Source organism: Streptomyces sp. NPDC055400 (assembly GCF_053644375.1).
The window spans coordinates 295,887-315,699 of the sequence record NZ_JBSHLM010000004.1 but is presented as its reverse complement, the minus strand read 5'-3'; the positions used below and the strand labels follow the sequence as shown (position 1 = coordinate 315,699).

14 protein-coding genes are annotated in these 19,813 nt (G+C 71.8%); 5 read left to right on the top strand and 9 right to left on the bottom strand.

Annotated features, from left to right (window positions below; genetic code table 11):
• Positions 1-106: 106 nt before the first annotated feature.
• The 3 genes from ACWIGU_RS12725 to ACWIGU_RS12715 all read left to right on the top strand — a co-directional run bounded on the left by ACWIGU_RS12725 (position 107) and on the right by ACWIGU_RS12715 (position 4,006).
• Entirely contained in the window at positions 107-1,066 is a 960-nt protein-coding gene (locus ACWIGU_RS12725) for a LysR family transcriptional regulator (RefSeq protein ID WP_454400095.1), read from the top strand.
• A gap of 342 nt (positions 1,067-1,408) precedes the next feature.
• Positions 1,409-3,262: a glycoside hydrolase family 3 protein gene (locus ACWIGU_RS12720; RefSeq protein WP_454400093.1), complete on the top strand. Its 1,854-nt coding sequence runs from the start codon at positions 1,409-1,411 to the stop codon at positions 3,260-3,262.
• A 111-nt stretch (positions 3,263-3,373) separates the two neighbouring features.
• Positions 3,374-4,006 (top strand): hypothetical protein, encoded by a 633-nt coding sequence (locus tag ACWIGU_RS12715; protein WP_454400091.1) that lies wholly within the window; start codon positions 3,374-3,376, stop codon positions 4,004-4,006.
• A gap of 15 nt (positions 4,007-4,021) precedes the next feature.
• Here the strand turns inward: ACWIGU_RS12715 and ACWIGU_RS12710 are convergent, their stop codons facing one another.
• The 8 genes from ACWIGU_RS12710 to ACWIGU_RS12675 all read right to left on the bottom strand — a co-directional run bounded on the left by ACWIGU_RS12710 (position 4,022) and on the right by ACWIGU_RS12675 (position 16,286).
• A complete protein-coding gene (locus tag ACWIGU_RS12710; RefSeq protein ID WP_454400090.1) occupies positions 4,022-5,449 on the bottom strand; it encodes an aminopeptidase in 1,428 nt (475 codons plus the stop codon).
• 101 nt (positions 5,450-5,550) lie between these two features.
• A complete protein-coding gene (locus tag ACWIGU_RS12705) occupies positions 5,551-5,943 on the bottom strand; it encodes a hypothetical protein (RefSeq protein WP_454400088.1) in 393 nt (130 codons plus the stop codon).
• 95 nt (positions 5,944-6,038) lie between these two features.
• Entirely contained in the window at positions 6,039-9,770 is a 3,732-nt protein-coding gene (locus tag ACWIGU_RS12700; RefSeq protein WP_454400086.1) for an ABC transporter ATP-binding protein, read from the bottom strand.
• 134 nt (positions 9,771-9,904) lie between these two features.
• Complete coding sequence (locus ACWIGU_RS12695; protein ID WP_454400084.1) at positions 9,905-10,828, bottom strand: serine hydrolase; 924 nt, start codon at positions 10,826-10,828, stop codon at positions 9,905-9,907.
• 371 nt (positions 10,829-11,199) lie between these two features.
• Positions 11,200-11,886, bottom strand: coding sequence for a DUF6445 family protein (locus ACWIGU_RS12690; protein WP_454400082.1), 687 nt, complete (start codon positions 11,884-11,886; stop codon positions 11,200-11,202).
• Positions 11,887-12,090: 204 nt separating this feature from the next.
• Positions 12,091-13,770: a thiamine pyrophosphate-binding protein gene (locus tag ACWIGU_RS12685; RefSeq protein WP_454400080.1), complete on the bottom strand. Its 1,680-nt coding sequence runs from the start codon at positions 13,768-13,770 to the stop codon at positions 12,091-12,093.
• On the bottom strand, positions 13,767-14,735 hold the full coding sequence (gene speB, locus ACWIGU_RS12680) for an agmatinase (protein ID WP_356273302.1): 969 nt from the start codon (positions 14,733-14,735) through the stop codon (positions 13,767-13,769). Before speB ends, ACWIGU_RS12685 begins: the two co-directional genes overlap by 4 nt.
• Positions 14,736-14,807: 72 nt before the next feature.
• The gene (locus ACWIGU_RS12675) at positions 14,808-16,286 is read right to left on the bottom strand and encodes a sodium:solute symporter (protein ID WP_454400078.1); all 1,479 of its coding nucleotides are present in this window, start codon (positions 16,284-16,286) and stop codon (positions 14,808-14,810) included.
• A 177-nt stretch (positions 16,287-16,463) separates the two neighbouring features.
• On the opposite strand from ACWIGU_RS12675, the gene ACWIGU_RS12670 reads away from it, so the two are divergent.
• The gene (locus ACWIGU_RS12670; protein ID WP_454400076.1) at positions 16,464-17,963 is read left to right on the top strand and encodes a helix-turn-helix domain-containing protein; all 1,500 of its coding nucleotides are present in this window, start codon (positions 16,464-16,466) and stop codon (positions 17,961-17,963) included.
• Between the two features lie 62 nt (positions 17,964-18,025).
• Positions 18,026-18,823 carry a phosphatase gene (locus tag ACWIGU_RS12665; protein ID WP_454400074.1) on the top strand — a complete coding sequence of 266 codons (798 nt, stop codon included), beginning with the start codon at positions 18,026-18,028 and terminating at the stop codon, positions 18,821-18,823.
• Here the strand turns inward: ACWIGU_RS12665 and ACWIGU_RS12660 are convergent.
• Positions 18,807-19,805 (bottom strand): cation diffusion facilitator family transporter, encoded by a 999-nt coding sequence (locus ACWIGU_RS12660; RefSeq protein ID WP_454400072.1) that lies wholly within the window; start codon positions 19,803-19,805, stop codon positions 18,807-18,809. The genes ACWIGU_RS12665 and ACWIGU_RS12660 overlap by 17 nt on opposite strands.
• Positions 19,806-19,813: the final 8 nt, after the last annotated feature.

The following is a 19,813-nucleotide window of genomic DNA, read 5'->3' as shown; positions in this document are numbered from 1 at the left end:
ATCACCGGGTACGACCGTGTAGCACCAGCGCGAATGTCTGCATGGTTGAATTCAGCAACGCTAACGAATGCCCCAGACTCCGCCCCAGGCCCACCGGGAGGCCGGCATGCTCGATCTCCAGCGACTGCGCGCGCTGCACGCCGTCTCCGTGCACGGCACGGTCGGGGCCGCCGCGGCGGCGCTCGGCTACACGCCGTCCGCGGTCTCGCAGCAGATCTCCAAGCTGGAGCGGGAGACGAGGACCGTACTCCTCGAACGGCACGGGCGGGGCGTGCGCCTCACCGACGAGGCCCTCGAACTCGCCCGCACCGCACAGGACTTGATGGTCATCGTCGAGCGCGCCGAGACGGATCTGGAGGAGCGCCGCGGGCTGCCTGCGGGACGCCTGACGATCGCCGCGTTCGCCTCGGCGGCCCGCGGCCTGCTGCCGTCCGTCCTCGCGGATCTCGCCGTACGGCATCCCGCGCTCGACGCCCGGCTCACGGAGGTCGACCCGCATCTGTCGGTCGACCTGGTCGCCAAGGGGGCGGTCGACCTGGCCGTGGCGCACGACTGGGACATCGCGCCGCTGCCGGCCCCGGCCGGGGTGGAACAGGCGGCCATCGGGGACGACCTGTGCGATCTGCTGGTGCCGGCGGGACATCCGCTCGCGGGCCGGGCGGCGGTGCGCCGGGAGGAGCTCGGTGGTGAGCGGTGGGTGTCGCAGCCGCCGGGGCGGGTCTGCCACGACTGGCTGGTGCGGACGCTGCGGGCGGCCGGCTTCGAGCCCGACATCAGGCACCAGGCCGAGGAGAACCCCACGCTGACGGCGCTCGTCGCGGCCGGTCTCGGCGTGGCGCTGATCCCCCGGCTCGGCCGCGGCCCGCTGCCGGACGGCGTCGTCGCGGTGCCCCTGGACCCCATGCCCGTAAGGCACTTGTACGCGCTGTGGCGGACGGGGGCGTCGCGCAGGCCGGCCATCGCGGAGGCGGTGCGGACGCTGCGGGAACGGTGGGGGGAAGTCACCCGGGAGCCGGGATCGGGCGGATCAGGCGGGCAGGCGGATCAGCCAGATCCGGCCCGCTGACGCCCGCTGACCGGTACTCAGAAGCACTACCGCTCCCCTGATGTCACCGACGCACCACGTTCCGGCGATCCCCGGGAAGCGGGGAACCCGCCCGCGTACCGCTTCGTCAGAACGGCGTGCTGCCGGAGAGTCTCCGCAGAGCGGTGTCGGCCTCGCTGCCGGCTGCGAACGCCGACCACCCTCTCCGCCGCCTGCGGCCGGCAGCACGCCGTCACCGGCGCGCCCCCTCCCTTGCGCCGGTGACGGCCCCTCCCCTCACCCTTCTGCCGCCCCGGCTGCGCGCACCCTTGACTGGCAGAAACTTTCCGGATAATCGTGACCCTCGGAAGTTTCTTTCAGGGTATGGATCACCAGTTCTCCTCCGGAAGGAGTGCGCACGTGCACCACAGCCTGTCCAGACGCACCCTGCTCGCCGCCGCTACCGCGGGCGCCGCCGCGGTCACCCTGTCCGGCGTCCCGGCCCAGGCCGACGACGCGTCACGCAAGGGCAAGGACGCGCAACTCAAGCAGCTCATCTCCCGGATGAGCCTCGAGGAGAAGGTCGGCCAGCTCTTCGTGATGCGGGTCTACGGCCACTCCGCCACCGACCCCGACCAGGCCGACATCGACGCCAACCTCGCCGAGATCGGCGTGCGCACCGCGGCCGAACTGATCGACAAGTACAAGCTCGGCGGCATCATCTACTTCACCTGGGCGCACAACACCCGGAATCCGCACCAGATCGCCGACCTCTCGAACGGCATCCAGCGTGCGGGCCTCGCCCAGCCGAGCCGTATCCCGCTGCTCATCTCCACCGACCAGGAACACGGCATCGTCTGCCGCGTCGGCGAGCCCGCGACGCTCTTTCCCGGCGCCATGGCCATCGGCGCGGGCGGTTCCCGCTCCGACGCCCGCACCCTGGGCCGGATCGCCGGCGCCGAACTGCGCGCGGTCGGCATCCGCCAGAACTACGCGCCCGACGCCGACGTGAACATCAACCCGGCCAACCCGGTCATCGGCGTGCGCTCCTTCGGCGCCGACCCCGAGGCCGTCGCGGGCCTGGTCGCCTCCGAGGTCAAGGGCTACCAGAGCAGCGACATCGCCTCCACGGCCAAGCACTTCCCCGGTCATGGCGACACCGCCACCGACAGCCACTTCGGCTTCCCTGTCATCACGCACACGCGCGAGCAGTGGCAGCAGATCGACGCCCCGCCGTTCAAGGCCGCCATCGCCGCGGGCATCGACTCGATCATGACCGCGCACATCATGGTCCCCGACCTCGACGGCTCGGGCGACCCGGCGACGCTCTCGCACCCGATCATGACGGGCATCCTGCGCGAGGAACTCGGCTTCGAGGGCCTCATCGTGACCGACTCCCTCGGCATGCAGGGCGTACGCGACAAGTACGGCGACGACCGCGTGCCGGTGCTCGCCCTGAAGGCGGGCGTGGACCAGCTCCTCAACCCGCCCTCCCTGGAGGTGTCCTGGAACGCCGTCCTCGGCGCCGTGAAGAACGGCGAGCTGACGGAGGCACGCCTCGACGAGTCGATCCTGCGTGTGCTGCGCCTCAAGGAGAAACTGGGCCTGTTCGACGAGCCGTACGTCACCGGACGCGGCGTCGACAAGACCGTCGGAATCCCGGAGCACCTGGCTGCCGCCGACCGCATCGCCGAGGCCACCACGACGCTCCTGCTCAACAAGAACGGGCTGCTCCCGCTGTCGCGGCGCACCCACAGGAACATCCTGGTCGTCGGCGCCGACCCGGCCTCGCCCTCCGGCACGACGGGCCCGCCCACGACGACGCTCGGCCAGGAACTGACCGAACTCGGCTTCACCGCAACGGTGTTGTCGACCGGGACCGCGCCGAACCAGGCGAAGATCGACGAGGCGGTGGCCGCCGCCAAGGGCAAGGACGCGGTACTGGTGGGCACGTACAACGTCGCCGCCGGCAGCGCTCAGCAGCGGCTCGTGAACGCCCTGGCCGCCACCGGCGTCCCCGTCGTCGCGGTCGCGATCCGCAACCCGTACGACATCGCGCAGGTGCCCGGCGTCGGCGCATCGCTCGCCGCGTACTCGTGGACCGACGTCGAACTGCGGGCCGCGGTCCGGGTGATCGCGGGCCGGGCGAGGCCGCGGGGCAAGCTGCCCGTGCCCGTCCAGCGGGCCGACGATGCGACGCAGGTTCTGTATCCGATCGGCTACGGGTTGTCGTACTAGCCGTACGCCGCACACCCGGCGCACCACCCCCAAGTGGCCCGAACCACCCTGCACACCTGGCGTGCGCCCGCCCCGGCGGGTCACGCTGGGGTGTGTATCGGGGGGATTGCCATGCTTGCGTGGAACAGGGCTCGGTGGGTGGGGGCGGTGTGCGCGGCGCTGCTCGCCGCGACGCTCGTGGGGTGCCAGGGGTCGCCGGACGCGGGATCCGGCGGGCCTGCGCCGGGGGCGAGCCGGTCGCCGTCAGGGTACGGGGCGGTGTTCCTCGCCGTGGACGAGTGCAGCTCGCGGGGGCGCGACACGTTCACCGAGGTGCCGTGCAGAAGCGAGCGGGCGGTGGCGCGGGTCACCGCGCGCCACGACGGAAAGGTGGCGGCCGGGCCCATGTGCCCGGCCCGCACCGACTTCGTCCTCCACATCAGCGAGAACCGGCCCTCGGCGGACGGGAGCGACAGAACCGCCGCCGGGGAGATCCCGCAGGGCTACGCCTGCATGCGCAACCTCGAGCCGCCGCACCCCGGCGATCCGGGGGGCGGCGGCGGGCCCCGCACGATCGTCGGGGACTGCGTGTACTCGGCGGGCCGCGGTCAGGTCCGCGAGACCGCCTGCGACGGCTCCGGCACCGAGAAACCCCAGTACCGGGTGGCCGCCGCGGCGGCCGACCGCGCCGAGTGCCCCGCGCTCACGGCGTTGTACGTGACGCTGGGCGGGTCCGAACCGGTGGGATGCGCGGTCCGGGTGTAGACGCGACGGCCGCGGTCAGGGCCGCAGGGTCAGCTCGCGCTGGACGTCACGCTTGTCGAGCCTGGCGTCGTACGGGGCGAGCGGCTTGGCGGCCTGCGCGGCGGGGGCGGAGACGCCGGCCCACTTCAGGATCCGCTCCGTGGCGAACGTCTTGTCGTCGGCGTTCAGACCGGCGACGTTCGCGCCGTGGTTGGCGCCGGGGGCGGTGAGCACGTACGAGTCCGTCGAGCCCTTGCCCGGGCGGAACCGCTCGGCGCCCCACGGGTCGTTGGAGCCGTAGACGTACAGCATCCGCGTCGCGTGGTGGCGCACCCAGGAGTCCACGTCGCGCATCGCCGACGGCTGGAACTTCATCGGGATGGAGCGCGGCACGAAGTTGCGCGGCGGCTGGTAGCCGTAGCGCGACAGGTCGCCCAGCCAGGGCTGCTTGATGTCGGGGGAGCCGAGCTGCGTGCCCGCCTGGTAGTAGTACGGCGTGTACGTGGCGAGGCTCTGGTCCGCGTACGAGGACCAGCCGCCGACCGCGTCGACGTAGTCGAAGAGCGCCTGGTCCGTGACCGTCGCGGCGTCGGGCACCTCGGCGCACGCCGTCTGCGACGGCTGGTACTGCCAGAAGCCCCACACCAGGTCGAGGACCGTGGCCTCGTAGGCCTTGTCCAGCGAACCGACCGTGTCCACGGTGTAGTTGTTGGCCTTCAGGTAGTCCGCGTACTTCTTCTCCAGGGCGTCGCGGCGCACCAGCGTCTCGCGCTGCACGTTCTGCAGCGCCACGCGGCAGTCCTTCGGGCCGACCGTCTTGAAGAAGTCGTCGTACGCCGAGTCCTCCTTGTTCACCACGTCGTTGGGCGCGACGTACGCGACGACGCCGTCCATGTCGCGCGGGTAGAAGCGCTCGTAGTACGTGGCCGTCATGCCGCCCTTGGAACCGCCGGTGGTCAGCCAGTTCTTGCCGTAGATCGGCTTGAGGGCCTGGTAGATGCCGTGCTGGTCGCTGGCCGCCTGCCAGATGTCGAGCTTGGACCAGTCGGCCGGCGCGGGCCGGGACGGGGTGAAGTAGCGGTACTCCACGGACACTTGGTTGCCGTCGACGATGCGGGTCGGCTCGCTGCGGCCGGGATTCGTGGAGACGTTGTAGCCGCTGGTGAACATGACCGTCGGGCGGCTGACGTCCTTGTGCAGCACGGTGATGCGCTGCTGGAAGGTGCCCTCGGACGGGTGCCGGTGGTCGACCGGCTGGGTGTAGTTGAGGACGAAGTAGCGGTAGCCCGTGTAGGGCTTCTCCTCCACCAGGCTCATGCCGGGTACGGCGAGGAGCCGGTCCTTGATGTCGGTACTGGTGTCGGAGGCCGCCGGCCGGGCCTGAGCGGCGGTGGCCGCTGTGGCCGAACTCGCGGTGCCTATCAGCACCACGAGCGCGAGCAGCCATCTCAGCGCATTGCGCATGCATACTCCCCTGTAGAACACAGATGCGCACCGGAACCTAGCGGAGGAACATCTGTTCTGTCAGGGGTTCTTGGTGTTCTGTCAGCGCACGGGGCGCCCGTTCAGCAGAGGATCCAGCCCGAGCTCACCGAGGCCCCGCCGACCGAGCCCCTCACCCACACGCAGCGGTGGCCCGTGTGGACGGTCACCGGGCCCGCGTGGTGCACGTAGCGCCCGCTGTCCTGAACCGGCCTGCTGCCGCGTGCCTGCACGCTGACCGACATCTTCTGCCGTACGCCGTCGCGCTTGGTGAGGGTGTACGCGCAGAGGTAGTTGCCGCTGCGGTAGAGGACCGTCCTGCCGGTGGAGAACGGCAGGGTGCGCACCTTGTGGCCGGGGCAGATCGCCGCGGCCTGGGCCGTGCCGACGGCCGGCCCCGCGAGGGCCAGCAGCGCCGAGGAGATCAGTACTGCCGCCCCGGCCGCCAGCCGTCTGCGTATGGCGCCCTCGCTCATGCCTCCACCCACCGTCGCCCCTCCAGTCACGTGTGCCACAGCGTACTGATGAACGGACGCCGCACACACGCCCGGCGGTTGCACCGGTCCCGCCGTCACAGCGAAGAGCTGATCTCGGCCTCGGGCCCGGGCTCGCCGGCGAAGGTCCGCCACAGCTCGGCGTACCGTCCGCCGAGTGCGAGGAGCTCGGTGTGCGTGCCGTCCTCCGCGACGCGACCGTCCGCCATCACGACGACCCGGTCGGCGCGGGCCGCGGTGGTGAGCCGGTGCGCGACGACGAGGGTGGTGCGCTTGCCCGCTATCCGGTCAGTGGCCTGGTTGACCTGGGCCTCCGTGGCGAGGTCGAGCGCGGCCGTCGCCTCGTCGAGCAGCAGGATGTCGGGGTCGACGAGCTCGGCGCGGGCCAGGGCGATCAGCTGCCGCTGCCCGGCCGACAGGTTGCGGCCGCGCTCGGCGACCTCGTGGAGGTAGCCGCCCTCAAGGGTGGCGATCATCTCGTGCGCGCCGACCGCGCGGGCCGCCGCCTCCACCTGGGCATCGGTCGCGTCCGGGCGTCCGTAGGCGATGGCGTCACGCACGGTGCCCTGGAAGAGGTACGCCTCCTGCGGCACGACGCCGAGGCGGTGGCGGTAGCTCGTCAGGTCGAGGTCGCGCAGGTCGGTGCCGTCGACGGTGACGCGGCCCGCCGTCGGGTCGTAGAAGCGGGCGACGAGCTTGACGAGGGTCGACTTGCCCGCGCCGGTCTCGCCGACGAAGGCGACGGTCTGCCCGGCGGGGATCCGCAGGGCCACGTCGCTGAGTGCCGCCTCGGAGCCGTCGGCGGCCCCGTACGCGAAGTCCACGTCCTCGAAGGCGATGTCGCCGCGCAGGGAGAGGACGTCGAGGGGAGCGGCGGCGTCCTTCGTGGACGTCGGCTCCTGGAGCAGCTCCTGGATGCGGCCGAGCGAGACGGTGGCCTGCTGGTAGCCGTCGAACACCTGGGAGAGCTGCTGCACGGGCGCGAAGAACAGGTCGATGTAGAGGAGGTACGCGACCAGCGCGCCGGTCGTCAGGGTGCCCGCCTCGACCCGGCCCGCGCCCACCATCAGGACCGCGGCGGCGGCGACGGACGACAGGAACTGGACGAACGGAAAGTACACCGAGATCAGCCACTGGCCGCGGATACGGGCGCTGCGGTAGGCGCCGCTGCGCTCGGCGAACCGTGCGGCGCCCGAGCGCTCGCGCCGGAACGCCTGCACGATCCGCAGCCCGGCGACGGACTCCTGGAGGTCGGCGTTGACCACCGACACACGCTCACGCGCGAGTTCGTACGCCTTGACGCTGGAGCGGCGGAAGAAGAACGTGCCCACGATCAGCGGCGGGAGCGTCGCGAAGACGACCAGGGCGAGCTGCACGTCGATGACGAGGAGGGCGCCCATGATGCCGAAGAAGGTGACGACGGAGACGAAGGCGGTGACCAGGCCGGTCTGGAGGAACGTCGACAAGGCGTCCACGTCGGTCGTCATCCGGGTCATGATGCGCCCGGTCAGCTCCCGCTCGTAGTAGTCGAGTCCGAGCCGCTGGAGCTGGGAGAAGATCTTCAGTCGCAGCGAGTAGAGGACCCGCTCGCCGGTGCGTCCCGTCATGCGGGTCTCGCCGATCTGCGCGCACCACTGGACGAGGACGGTGACGAGGCCGAGCGCGGCGGCAGCCCACACGGCGCCGAGCGCGAGCTGCGAGACGCCCTCGTCGATGCCGTGCCGGATCAGCACGGGGAGCAGCAGGCCCATGCCGGCGTCGAGGGCGACGAGGCCGAGGCTGATCAGCAGGGGCGTGCCGAATCCGCGCAGCAGGCGGCGCAGCCCGTACGACTCCTCGGGCGTCACCGCGCGCGCCTCGTCGATGTCCGGTACATCGGTCGCGGCGGGCAGGGCGTCGACCTGGGCGAGCAGTTCGGGCGTCGCCGGCATCCCGTCGAGCGCGGTGTCCTTCGGCTCGCGGTCGCCCGTCCACAGGGTGGGGGTGATGCCCCGCTCAGCGTCGAACTCGGCGTCCAGCTCCTCGCGTACGGAGGTGTCCTCGTCGGGGAGCGCGGGCGCGACGTGGCCCGGCGAGACCCCGCCGAGCTCGTCGGGGTCGGTGAGCAGGCGCCGGTAGAGGGCCGATCCGGCCTCCAGCTCCTCGTGGGTGCCGATCGCGGCGAGGCGCCCGCCGTCGAGGACGGCGATGCGGTCGGCGAGGCCGAGGGTCGAGCGGCGGTGGGCGATGAGGAGGGTGGTGCGGCCGGCCATGACGCCGCGCAGCGCCTCGTGGATCTCGTGCTCGACGCGCGCGTCGACGGCGGACGTGGCGTCGTCGAGGACGAGGAGGCGGGGGTCGGTGAGGATGGCGCGGGCGAGCGCGATGCGCTGGCGCTGGCCGCCGGAGAGCGTGAGGCCGTGCTCGCCGACGGTCGTGTCGTAGCCGTCGGGGAGTTCGGCGATGAAGCGGTCGGCCTGGGCGGCGCGGGCCGCCGTCTCGATCTGCTCGTCGGTCGCGTCCGGGGCGCCGTACGCGATGTTCGCGCGGATGGTGTCGGAGAAGAGGAAGGAGTCCTCGGGCACGAGCCCGATGGCGGCCCGCAGCGAGTCGAGGGTCAGTTCGCGCACGTCGTGGCCGCCGACGAGGACGGCGCCGTGCGTGACGTCGTAGAAGCGCGGCAGGAGCAGCGAGACGGTGGACTTGCCGGAGCCGGAGGAGCCGACGACGGCGAGGGTCTGGCCGGCCGGGATCTCGAAGGAGAGCCCGTCCAGGACGGCCCGGTCGGCACCTTCGTAGGAGAAGGAGACGTCGTCGAACTCGACGGTCGCGGGGGCGTCGGCGGGCAGTTCCTTCCTGCCGTCCTCGATGGACGGCTCCGTGTCGATCAGTTCGAGGACGCGCTCGACGCCGGCGCGGGCCTGCTGGCCGACGGTCAGGACCATGGCGAGCATGCGGACGGGGCCGACGAGCTGGGCGAGGTAGCTGGAGAACGCGACGAACGTGCCGAGCGTGATCTGGCCGCGGACCGCGAGCCAGCCGCCGAGGGCGAGCATCGCGACCTGGCCGAGCGCGGGCACGGCCTGCAGTGCGGGGGTGAACTTGGAGTTCAGGCGGATGGTGCGCAGGCGCCCGGCGAACAGCCGCCGCCCGACCTCCCTGAGCTTCCCGGTCTCCTGGTCCTCCTGCCCGAAGCCCTTCACCACGCGCACGCCGGAGACGGCCCCGTCCACGACCCCGGCGACGGCAGCGGCCTGCGCCTGCGCGTACCAGGTGGCGGGGTGGAGGCGGGAGCGGCTGCGCTTGGCGATGAACCAGAGGGCGGGGGCGACGGCGAGCGCGACGAGGGTGAGCGGCAGGGACAGCCACGCCATGATCCCGAGGGAGATCAGGAAGAGCAGGACGTTCCCGATGGTCATCGGGAGCATGAAGAGCAGGCCCTGGATGAGCTGGAGGTCGCTGGTCGCCCGGCCGACGACCTGGCCGGTGGACAGCTCGTCCTGGCGCCGGCCGTCGAGCCGGGTGATCGTCCCGTACATCTCGTTGCGCAGGTCGTGCTGGACGTCGAGGGCGAGGCGGCCGCCGTAGTACCGGCGGATGTAGGTGAAGACGTAGACGACGAGGGCGGCGCCGATCAGGGCGCCCGCCCACGGGCCCATGGAGCGGGTGTGGTCCTGGACCACGTCATCGATGATCACCTTGGTGATCAGGGGCACCAGCGCCATGACGGCCATGCCGCCCAGGGACGCCCCGAGCGCGAGCACGACGTCCTTCGGGTACCGCCACGCGTACCCGGCGAGACGCCGGCCCCAGCCCCGTTGCTCCGCCACGTGTCCGCCTCCTGTTGTCCTGACCTGCCGAGAGGCCCAACGCGGAGAACGGCGGATTTCATCCCGCCGCAACAAACCGGGGAGCGGACCGGGACCAAGGACGGAGATCCCCCGGTCCTTTGGTCCTCGGCCGGTCAGCCCTGCGGTACGGCGACGAACGCCTCCTTGGGCGTACTGGTCGGGGTGTAGCGGGACGCCGCGGACGCGGTCGGCGTCAGGTCCTTGTGGATGACCCGCGCGACACCCTGAATCGTGTCCACGCCGTAACTCATAGTGCTGTTCCCGTGCGTCAGCACCGAAATGGTGTAGTCATGACCCCCGCCCTGAAAGGCCCCGATGCTGTGCACGCGCCAGCCGTACGTGGAGCGCTCCAGCCAGCCGTTCTTGACGTGCACGGCGACGGACGAGGGCGCGCCGGCCGGGGTCCCCCACCGCTGCGAGGACACGACCTTCCCCATGAGCTTGAGGATGTAGGCGCGGGAGTTGTCACTGAGGACGGAGTTCTTGGCGGTGACCAGCGAGAGCAGCTTCTGCTCGTCCTGGACGTTGATCTGGGTCAGCCCCCAGTAGCCGCCGGACCCCGGCACGGTCCGCGTCATCCCGGCGGCCTGGAGGAAGCCCTTCACCTTGGTGGTACCGAGCTGCTTCCACAGCGACGTGGTGGCCGCGTTGTCCGACTTGGTGATCATGGCGGTGGCGAGGTTCGCCTCGCGCGTCGTCAGATACCGGTTGGTCTTCTTGGCGTCCCAGAGCAGCGTGGCGAGAACGGTCACCTTCACCACGCTCGCGGAGTCGTACGAGGACGTGGCGCGCAGGGTGCACGTGGTGTTGGTGGTCCGGTCGCGCAGCCCGACGGCGACGGTGCCCTTACGGCTCGCGAGGGCGGCGGTGATGTCCTTCTGAAGCTTCGCGGCGAGGCCGGTCCTGTCCGAGGTACAGGTGACCTGCGGTGTGGTCGCGGCGGACGCGGGCGCGGCACCCGCGACGACCGGCACGAGCACGCCGGCGGCGATGACCGCCGGGAGCACACGGGTGCGGCTGAGTATTCGGTGCGTCATGCGATTCCCCCCCTGGAACGGAACGAGCACGCCTCCGGCGCACTCGCCTCACATGACTCCTGGATGGGGGCGAAGGGTTGTACGCGTCGCACCACTCCCGTCGGCAAGTTCGCCGGCCATGCCGACCTGAACGGACTCGACGCCGCCGGCCACACGGGAGAGGTGGCTGCGACTCCTGCCGGTGCCGTCGTGGCGAGTTCGCCCAGATCTGCCAATCCCGCAGTCCAGATCTGGGCCCCCTCACGCCGCATCACCGCATCACCGCAGGCCAAAGCCACGCGACCAGACCGCAGGACATACGGCAGAGCGGCAAACAGCCGCCCACCGAGACCAATGGGCAGACTTGGGCCAACCCACCGGATCAGGTGCCACTAGCGCTCGGCCATCCAGAAGAAGACCGCCGTCATCCGCTTGTCCTCCAGCGTGGTTCCGCAGTAGCCGGTGGCGCTGTGGATGGTGTTGGCGGTGTAGAGGAGCAGGCGGTTGTAGCGGTTCGGGACGGCGACGTCTTCGACGAAGGAGTCCGGCGGGACGAAACGCGTCCCCAACGCGTCCACCAGGCTGTTGTGCGGCGCCGCCACCGTGTTGCCGCCCAGCATGCCGCCGGGCAGGCGCTGGCGGTAGAAGCCGGTGCCGCAGTTCTTGGGTGCGTTCGGGGTGAGGTAGAGCACCGCCGCGTACCGGCACACGGCCCGCGAGTCCGTGTGCGGCCGCGGCTCCGACTCTCCCTCGCCGACCACCTGGATGCAGTTGTGGTCGGTGGCTCCGCCCAGGGCGGAGGCCGGCGCCCAGATCCTGCGCGCACCGGTCGCCTTCCTGACCAGCTTCTCCACATGAGCCAGCTCCCCGGGCCCCAGTCCCGGCTTCGTACGCAGCCCTGGCCAGGTCTCGGGCCGGTGCGGATAACCCTGCGCCCAGTCGTCCGTGGCCAGGCAGCGCTCACGGACGGCGTCGGGGTCCGGAAGGACGTCGTCCAGCACCCAGTAGTCCCGGCCGGACGTGGGTTTGCGGTACGGAAGTGTCGGAAGCCCCGGCTTGCGGGGTGGGCGCAGCGGCATGCCCAGAACCTAGGAACCCGTATGGCTTGGAAGGATCATGCGCAGGTCAATCTTCCGCCAAGGTCTGCCGGGCCTCAGGGGCGGCAGCGCGCACCTTCGGCCTGAAGTCCGGCCCGGGTCGGGGCACAGGCGACGCAGGCAAGCCGAGGATCAGCCAGGGCCTCGGCGGGCGCAGAGGATTTCCTTGCGCCCGCGCCGGCCGGCTCAGGTCCCGCCGAGATGCGTGGGCGCGAACATCTTCAGCAGCGCCGGGAGCACCACGACCGACGGGCCCGGTTCCGCGAGGGCCTTGGCCAGGTCGTCCTGGAGCGTCTCGGGGGACGTTCGTACGCCCGGGACCCCGAACGACTCCGCCAGGGCCACGAAGTCCGGGCGCGAAAGCTCCGTCGCCGTGGCTTCGCCGAACGCGTCCGTCATGTATTCGCGCAGGATGCCGTAGCCGCCGTCGTCCACGATCAGCCAGGTCACCGGCAGGTTGTACTGCTTGGCCGTGGCCAGTTCCGCGATCGAGTACATCGCGCCGCCGTCACCCGACACCGCGAGGACCGGCTTCGACGGGTCGGCGGCGGCGGCGCCGAGCGCGGCCGGGAAGCCGTAGCCGAGGCCGCCCGCTCCCTGTGCCGAGTGCAGCGCGCCCGGCCACGCCGACCAGGCCCAGTACGCCAGGATCGTCATGTCCCAGAAGGAGGGGGAGGAGGCCGGGAGGGCCGCCCTCACCGAACCCAGGATCTCGCGTTCGAAGGACAGGTCCTGGCCGTCGAGGCGTTCGCGGACTGCTGCCAGGAGGCTCGCGACCCGTTCGGGCGCCGACGGGTCCGGGCGTTCCGTGACCGTCTCCAGGAGCGCCGACAGCGCGAGACGCGCGTCCGCGTGGATGCCGAGCGCCGGGTGGTTGGACTCCAGCTTTCCGGCGTCCGCCTCGATCTGGATCACCCGGCCGCGCGGCGCGAACGTGTGGTAGTTCGAGGAGAGTTCGCCCAGGCCCGAGCCGATGACCAGCAGGACGTCCGCGTCTTCCAGGAGGTCCGTCGTGTGGCGGTCCTCCATCCAGGACTGGAGCGAGAGCGGGTGCTCCCAGGGGAACGCGCCCTTGCCGCCGAACGTCGTGACGACCGGGGCGTTGATCTTCTCCGCGAGCGCGACCAGCTTGCCGCTCGCGTCCGACCGTACGACGCCGCCGCCCGCGATGACCACGGGACGCTCGGCGCGCGACAGCAAGTCGGCGGCCACGGCGGTCAGTTCGGGGCGGGGCACCAGGTCGCGCGGGGTCGCGTCCATCGCGGTGACGACCGGAAGGGTCGTCTGCGCGAGGAGCACGTCCTGCGGGATCTCCACCCAGACCGGGCCGTGCGGCGCGGTGAGGGCGGACTCCCAGGCGGCGGCGATCGCGGAGGGGATCTGCGACTGCGTCCGCACGGTGTGGACGGACTTGACCACGTCCCGGAACGAGGCCTGCTGGTCGCGGAGTTCGTGCAGATAGCCGTGGCGTCCGCCGCCGAGCCCGGCGACCGGGATCTGGCTGCCGATGGCCAGGACCGGCGCCGACGCGGCCGCCGCCTCCTGGAGCGCGGCGAGCGACATCAGCGCGCCGGGCCCGGTGGAGAGCAGGAGGGGCGCGACCTCACCGGTCACGCGCCCGTACGCGTCGGCCGCGAAGCCCGCGTTGTTCTCCACGCGCAGGCCCACGTACCGCAGGTCCGAGCGGCGCAGCGCGTCGAACATGCCGAGCGCGTGCTGGCCGGGGAGCCCGAAGACGGTGGACGCGCCGAGGCCGTGCAGGGTCTCTACGACGAGGTCGCCGCCGTTGCGGCCGGGCGGCGGGTCCAGCGCGGCTGCGGTCTGCGCCTCGGTGGGCAGCAGTTCCAGGTCGTGGTCGTGCGTCACTTGCCCCTGGCCTCCGCGATCTGACGGGACATGATCGTCGTCAGCTCGTACGCGGTGTGCGAGGCGGCGACGGCGGTGATCTCCGCGTGGTCGTAGGCCGGGGCGACCTCGACCACGTCGGCGGAGACGAGGTTGCAGGACGACAGACCGCGCAGGATCTCCAGGAGCTCGCGCGAGGTCATGCCGCCGGCCTCGGGGGTGCCGGTGCCGGGCGCGTGGGCCGGGTCGAGGCAGTCGATGTCGATGGAGATGTACAGCGGGCGGTCGCCGATGCGCTGGCGCAGCTGGTCGGCGACCTCGTCGGCGCCGCGGCGGTAGATGTCCGCCGAGGTGACGATGCCGAAGCCCATCTTCTCGTCGTCGGTCAGGTCCTGCTTGCCGTAGAGCGGACCGCGCGTGCCGACGTGGGAGAGGGCGGAGGTGTCGAGGATGCCCTCCTCCACCGCCCGGCGGAACGGGGTGCCGTGCGTGTACTCGGCGCCGAAGTACGTGTCCCACGTGTCGAGGTGCGCGTCGAAGTGGAGCAGCGCGACCGGGCCGTGCTTCTTGGCGACCGAGCGAAGGAGCGGCAGCGCGATCGTGTGGTCGCCGCCGAGCGTCATCATGCGGGCGCCGGTGCCGAGGAGGTCGTCGGCCGCGGCCTCGATCGTCTCGACGGCCTCATTGATGTTGAACGGGTTGGCCGCGATGTCGCCGGCGTCCGCGACCTGCGCGAGGGCGAACGGGGAGGCGTCCTGCGCCGGGTTGTAGGGGCGAAGCAGCCGGGACGCCTCGCGGATCGCGTTGCCGCCGAAGCGGGCGCCCGGCCGGTACGAGACGCCCGTGTCGAAGGGCACGCCGACGACGGCCACGTCCGTGGTGCCGACCTCGTCGAGCCGGGGCAGCCGGGCGAAGGTGGCGGGACCGGCGTACCGCGGGACGCGGGAGGAGTCGACCGGACCGCGGGGCGTCTCGTTGCTGCTCATGCGAATTGCCTTCTTTCCTACGCTTCTTGGCGCCGCGCAGCCCTGGGCGGGGCTACGCGGCGCTGTGCGACTTTACTGAGTGGCGGGGACCGGCTCCGCGTCCGTCTCCGCCTCGGACCCGCGCCCCGCGAGCCGCTCGCGCCAGGTGGCGAGCACCGCGGCGTCGGTCGGCTTGGTGGCGAGGGAGACGATGACGTAGGCGGCGAGGGACAGCAGGAGGCCGTAGTAGACGGGCTCGTTGGCGAGGATTCCGTAGCCCCACATCAGGCCGATGACGGCGAGTCCGCCGACGGTGACGGCGGCGAGGGCGCCGGCGACGGTGCCGCGCTTCCACAGCAGGCCGCCGAGGATCGGCACGAGGAGCCCGCCGACGAGCAGGTTGTAGGCGACGGTCAGCGCCTCGACGACGTTGTTGAGCGCGATGGCGATGCAGATCACCGCGACGCCCATGATCAGGATGAAGAAGCGGTTGCCCTTCACCTCGTCGTGGGGCTCGTCCTGGTCGCCGCCGGAGGGCTTGACGGCGCCCCGCAGCCGCGACCAGATGTCGTTGTTGGCGACGGTCGCGCAGGCGATCAGCGCGCCGGACGAGGTCGACATGACCGCGGCGAGCGCGGCGGCGAGCACCAGGCCGCGCACACCGATGGGGAGCTCGTCCTTGACGATGGTCGCGAACGCGGCGTCGGCGCTGGGCAGCTTCGGGTACATGACCTTCGCGGCGGTGCCGATGACGGCGCCGGCGACGGCGTAGACCAGGCAGTAGGTGCCGGCGACCGTGCCCCCGACGCGGGCGACCTTGTCGCTGCGGGCGGTGAACACGCGCTGCCAGATGTCCTGGCCGATCAGCATGCCGAACGTGTAGATCAGCACGTACGTGAAGATCGTCTCGCCGCCGATGCCCAGCGGGTCGAAGTACTCGGTGGGCAGCTTGGCCTTCATCTCGCTGAAGCCGCCGGCCTTGATGACGGCGATCGGCAGCAGCAGGAGCAGCACGCCGATGGTCTTCACCACGAACTGCACCATGTCGGTGAGGGTGATGGACCACATGCCGCCGAGCGTCGAGTACGCGACGACGATCGAGCCGCCGAGGATGATCGCGATGGTGCGGTTCATGTCGAACAGCACGTCGAAGATCGTGGCGTAGGCGATGGTCGAGGTGACGGCGAGCATCAGCGTGTACGCCCACATCACCACGCCGGAGATGAGCCCGGACCGGCCGCCGTAGCGCAGGTCGAGCATCTCGGAGACGGTGTAGACCTTCAGGCGGGCGATGCGCGCCGAGAAGAACACGGACAGCGCCAGCAGGCCGAGGCCGATGGTGAAGACCATCCACGCGCCGGACAGGCCGTACTGGTAGCCGAGGCCCACGCCGCCGATGGTGGAGGCGCCGCCGAGGACGATCGCGGCCATGGTGCCGGAGTACATCATCGGGCCGAGCCTGCGGCCCGCCACGAGGAACTCGCTCTTGGACTTGGCGCGGCGCATGCCCCACCAGCCCATGGCGAGCATGCCGGCGAGATAGACGACGATCACTGTGTAGTCGACGGCCATAGGGCCCTCCTTCGCGCACCTCGGTGGCGTGTCGTGCAGATGGGGGTGGTGACCGGCCGTGGGGACATCCGCCCGTACCCGAGGCCTGCGGTCGGCACGACCTTAGGTGGCCTGAAAGCAACGCTGAAGTGTACTTTTTATCCACTCTCCCGCGACTGGATGGAGAAAACATCCACCATGCCGGACGCAACCCGGCCTGCGGCGGGCCTCCCAGGCTCCCCCGCACCGGCCGTTCCGCCCACCCCGCCGGTGCCGCTCACCGCGCTGCTCGCCCGCGAGGACCTGGGCCTGCGCCAGATCGCGGGCCCGCCCGTCGGCCCCGGCACGGTGATCCACTGGGCGCACACGTCCGAGATGGCCGACCCGTACCCGTACCTGCTCGGCGGTGAGCTGCTGCTGACCGCCGGGGTGCACGCGACGGAGTCGGCGGGCACGGGTCCCTACTACGACGACTATGTGGCGCGGATCGTCGCGGCCGGCGGCGCGGCGCTCGCCTTCGGTCTCGCGCCGGTGCACGACACGGTGCCGCGCGCCCTGGTCGAGGCCTGCGAGCGGCACGGGCTGCCGCTCCTCGAGGTGCCGCCGCACTCCACGTTCAGCGGGGTGACGCGCGCGGTGTGGCAGCTGATGGCCCAGGCGCGCCACGCTGAACTGCGCAGGGTGAGCGAGGCGCAGCAGGGCCTCGCCACGGCGGCGGCGCGCCCCTACCCGGTGCCCGCGGTGCTGCGGCAGCTGGCGCAGCGCACCGGCGGCTGGGCGGTGCTCACCGCGCCGGACGGCTCGGAGGTCGGCCGGGCGGGCCCCGAGCCGACGGCCGAGGTGAGCGCGGCGATGAGCCAGCTGATGCGGATCGTGCGCCCTGGCGAGACGCGCCTCTTCCCCGCGCCCACGTCGGCGGCGGACACGGTGGGCGGCGCGCATCTGGCGGCGTACGCGCTGGGCGGCGGCCAGGGCTACGTGCTGGGGACGGCGGTCGGGCAGCGCGATCCCGGCGACCACACGATCGCGGGGGTCGCGGTGGTCCTGCTCTCCCTGCTCACGGGCGAACACCAGACGACGGCCGAGGCGGCGCGCTCGGCGGCCCTGGTCCGGCTCCTGCTCGGCGAGGAGCCGGCCGGCGTCGCGGCGCTGCTCGGCGACGGCACGTGGCGGGTGGTCCACGCCGCGCCGGACCGTCCGACCCCGCCGCCCGTCTCCCTCGGCACGCCCCTGGTCGACACCACAGACTCCCTCGTACGCGCCCTGCTCCCCGCGGACCAGGAGGTCATCGCCCAGGACGGCTGGGTGATGGGGGTGAGCGGCGCGGCTCCCGCGGAGGACCTGGCGGCGGCCGACGCGCAGGCGTCCCGCGCCCTGACCCGGGCGAGGGCGACCCATGCCCCGCTCGTCCACCACCACGCGGACGCCCGGGGACTCGCCTCGCTCCTCGACCCCGGGGAGGCGACGGCCCACGCCCGGACGCTCCTCGCCCCGATCTCCCCCACGCCCGCGCTGACCGAGACGCTGCGTACCTGGCTTTCCCTGCACGGGAGTTGGGACCGTACCGCCACCGCGCTCGCCGTCCACCGCAACACCGTGCGTCAGCGCATCGCGAAGTGCGCGACGCTCCTGGACACCGACCTGGACGACCCCGACGTGCGCATGGAACTGTGGTTCGCTCTGCGCCACGCAGAGTGACGCCCGTCCCACCCCCCGGGACATCGGGCCCCGTCACAGCGCCCGACGGCACAATGGGGTGCATGCCGATACCCGGGACCCCCAGCCGCGCCGCGCTCGTCGACCATCTGATCCGCACTCGCATCGCGGGCGACGTGGCCACACCCCGCGACAACAACCTCTCCCACTACCGCAGGCTCGCGAACGGCGACCGCCACTACTGGCTCGGCCTGGAGCTCGGCGACCGCTGGACCGACGAGCAGGACGTCCTCGCGGTGATGGCGGAGCGCTGCGGCGTGAACGACGATCCCGAGTACCGCTTCGGCCAGGACACCATCGACCCGCAGCTCACGGTCGACGCCCTGGAGCGCATGGGCGCCCGGCTGCGCAAGGCGGCGGCCGGCAAGGAGCGCGTCCTGTTCGCGACCGGGCACCCGGGCGGCCTCCTCGACGTGCACCGCGCGACCGCCGCGGCGCTGCGCGCGGCGGGCTGCGAGATCGTCGTGATCCCCGAGGGCCTCTCCACGGACGAGGGCATGGTCTTCCAGTTCGCGGACGTGGCGATGCTGGAGCGCGGCGCGACGCTGTGGCACACGCATTCCCCGGACCCCATGGCGCGGATCCTCGACGGCATGGAGCGCGAGGAGCGCGCCCTGCCGAACCTGGTCGTCGCCGACCACGGCTGGGCGGGCTGCGCGGGCCGGCGCGGGATCGACTCCATCGGTTACGCGGACTGCAACGACCCGGCGCTGTTCATCGGCGAGGCGGAGGGCACCCTTCAGGTGACGGTGCCGCTCGACGACCACGTCACGAGCCCGCGCCACTACGACCCGATGACGGCGTATCTCCTCGACGCCGCAGGTCTCAACCCCACGGGTTGAGCCCCTCCTCGCGCCGCTGCGCGAAGCCGGGCGTCGGGTCGAGGTAGACCCGGGTCACGTTCGGGAACCGCTCGCGCAGTCGGCGGGCCGCCTCCTCGCAGGCCCACTCGATCTGCGCGGCGGTGGAGGTGTCGCGCAGGTCGACCTTCGCCGCGACGAGCGCCTCGCGCGGCCCCTGGACGAGGGTGGTCAGTTCGAGTACGGCCTCGATGTGCTCGACGCCCGCGAGGATTTCGCGGATCTCCAGGCGGACCGGCTTGGGCAGCGGGCGCCCGACGAGGAGTTCGGCGTTGGACCGTCCGAGGACCCAGGCGACGTACAGGAGCAGGGCGCCGATGCACAGGGAGGCGATGGCGTCCCAGACGCCGGAGCCGGTGAGCTGACCGCCGAGCAGTCCGCCCGCGGCGAGGACCAGGCCGACGAGGGCGGCCGAGTCCTCCATGACCACGGCCTTGACGGCGGTGTCGGGGGTGCGCTGCAGATACCGGCCCACGGGCGCCCCCATGCGCTCGGCCTCGCCCCGGGCCTGCTTGATGCCCGTACGCAGCGAGAAGCCCTCCAGGAGGAAGGCGAGGGCGAGGACGATGTACGAGATGAGCGGGTTGCCGAGCTCCTCGCCGGCGATCAGGGTGTGGACGCCGTCGTAGATCGCGAAGACGGCGCCGCCGACGAAGGTGGCGACGGCGGCGAGCATCGCCCAGATGTAGCGCTCGGGCCCGTAGCCGAGGGGGTGTTCCTCGTCCGCGGGCTTCTCGCTCCGCTTCAGCGCGGTAAGCAGCAGCACCTCGGTGACCGTGTCGGCGACCGAGTGGGCGGCCTCCGAGAGCATGGCGCTCGACCCGCTGATGATGCCGGCGACGGCCTTGGCGAGGGCGATCCCGAGGTTGGCCGCGGCCGCGACGAGAACGGTGGTGACGCTCTCGCCCCCGCCGTTCTCCTCCGTGTCCCCGGCCGTCCCACTCTGCTCAGCGCTCGTGCCCATGCAGGTGA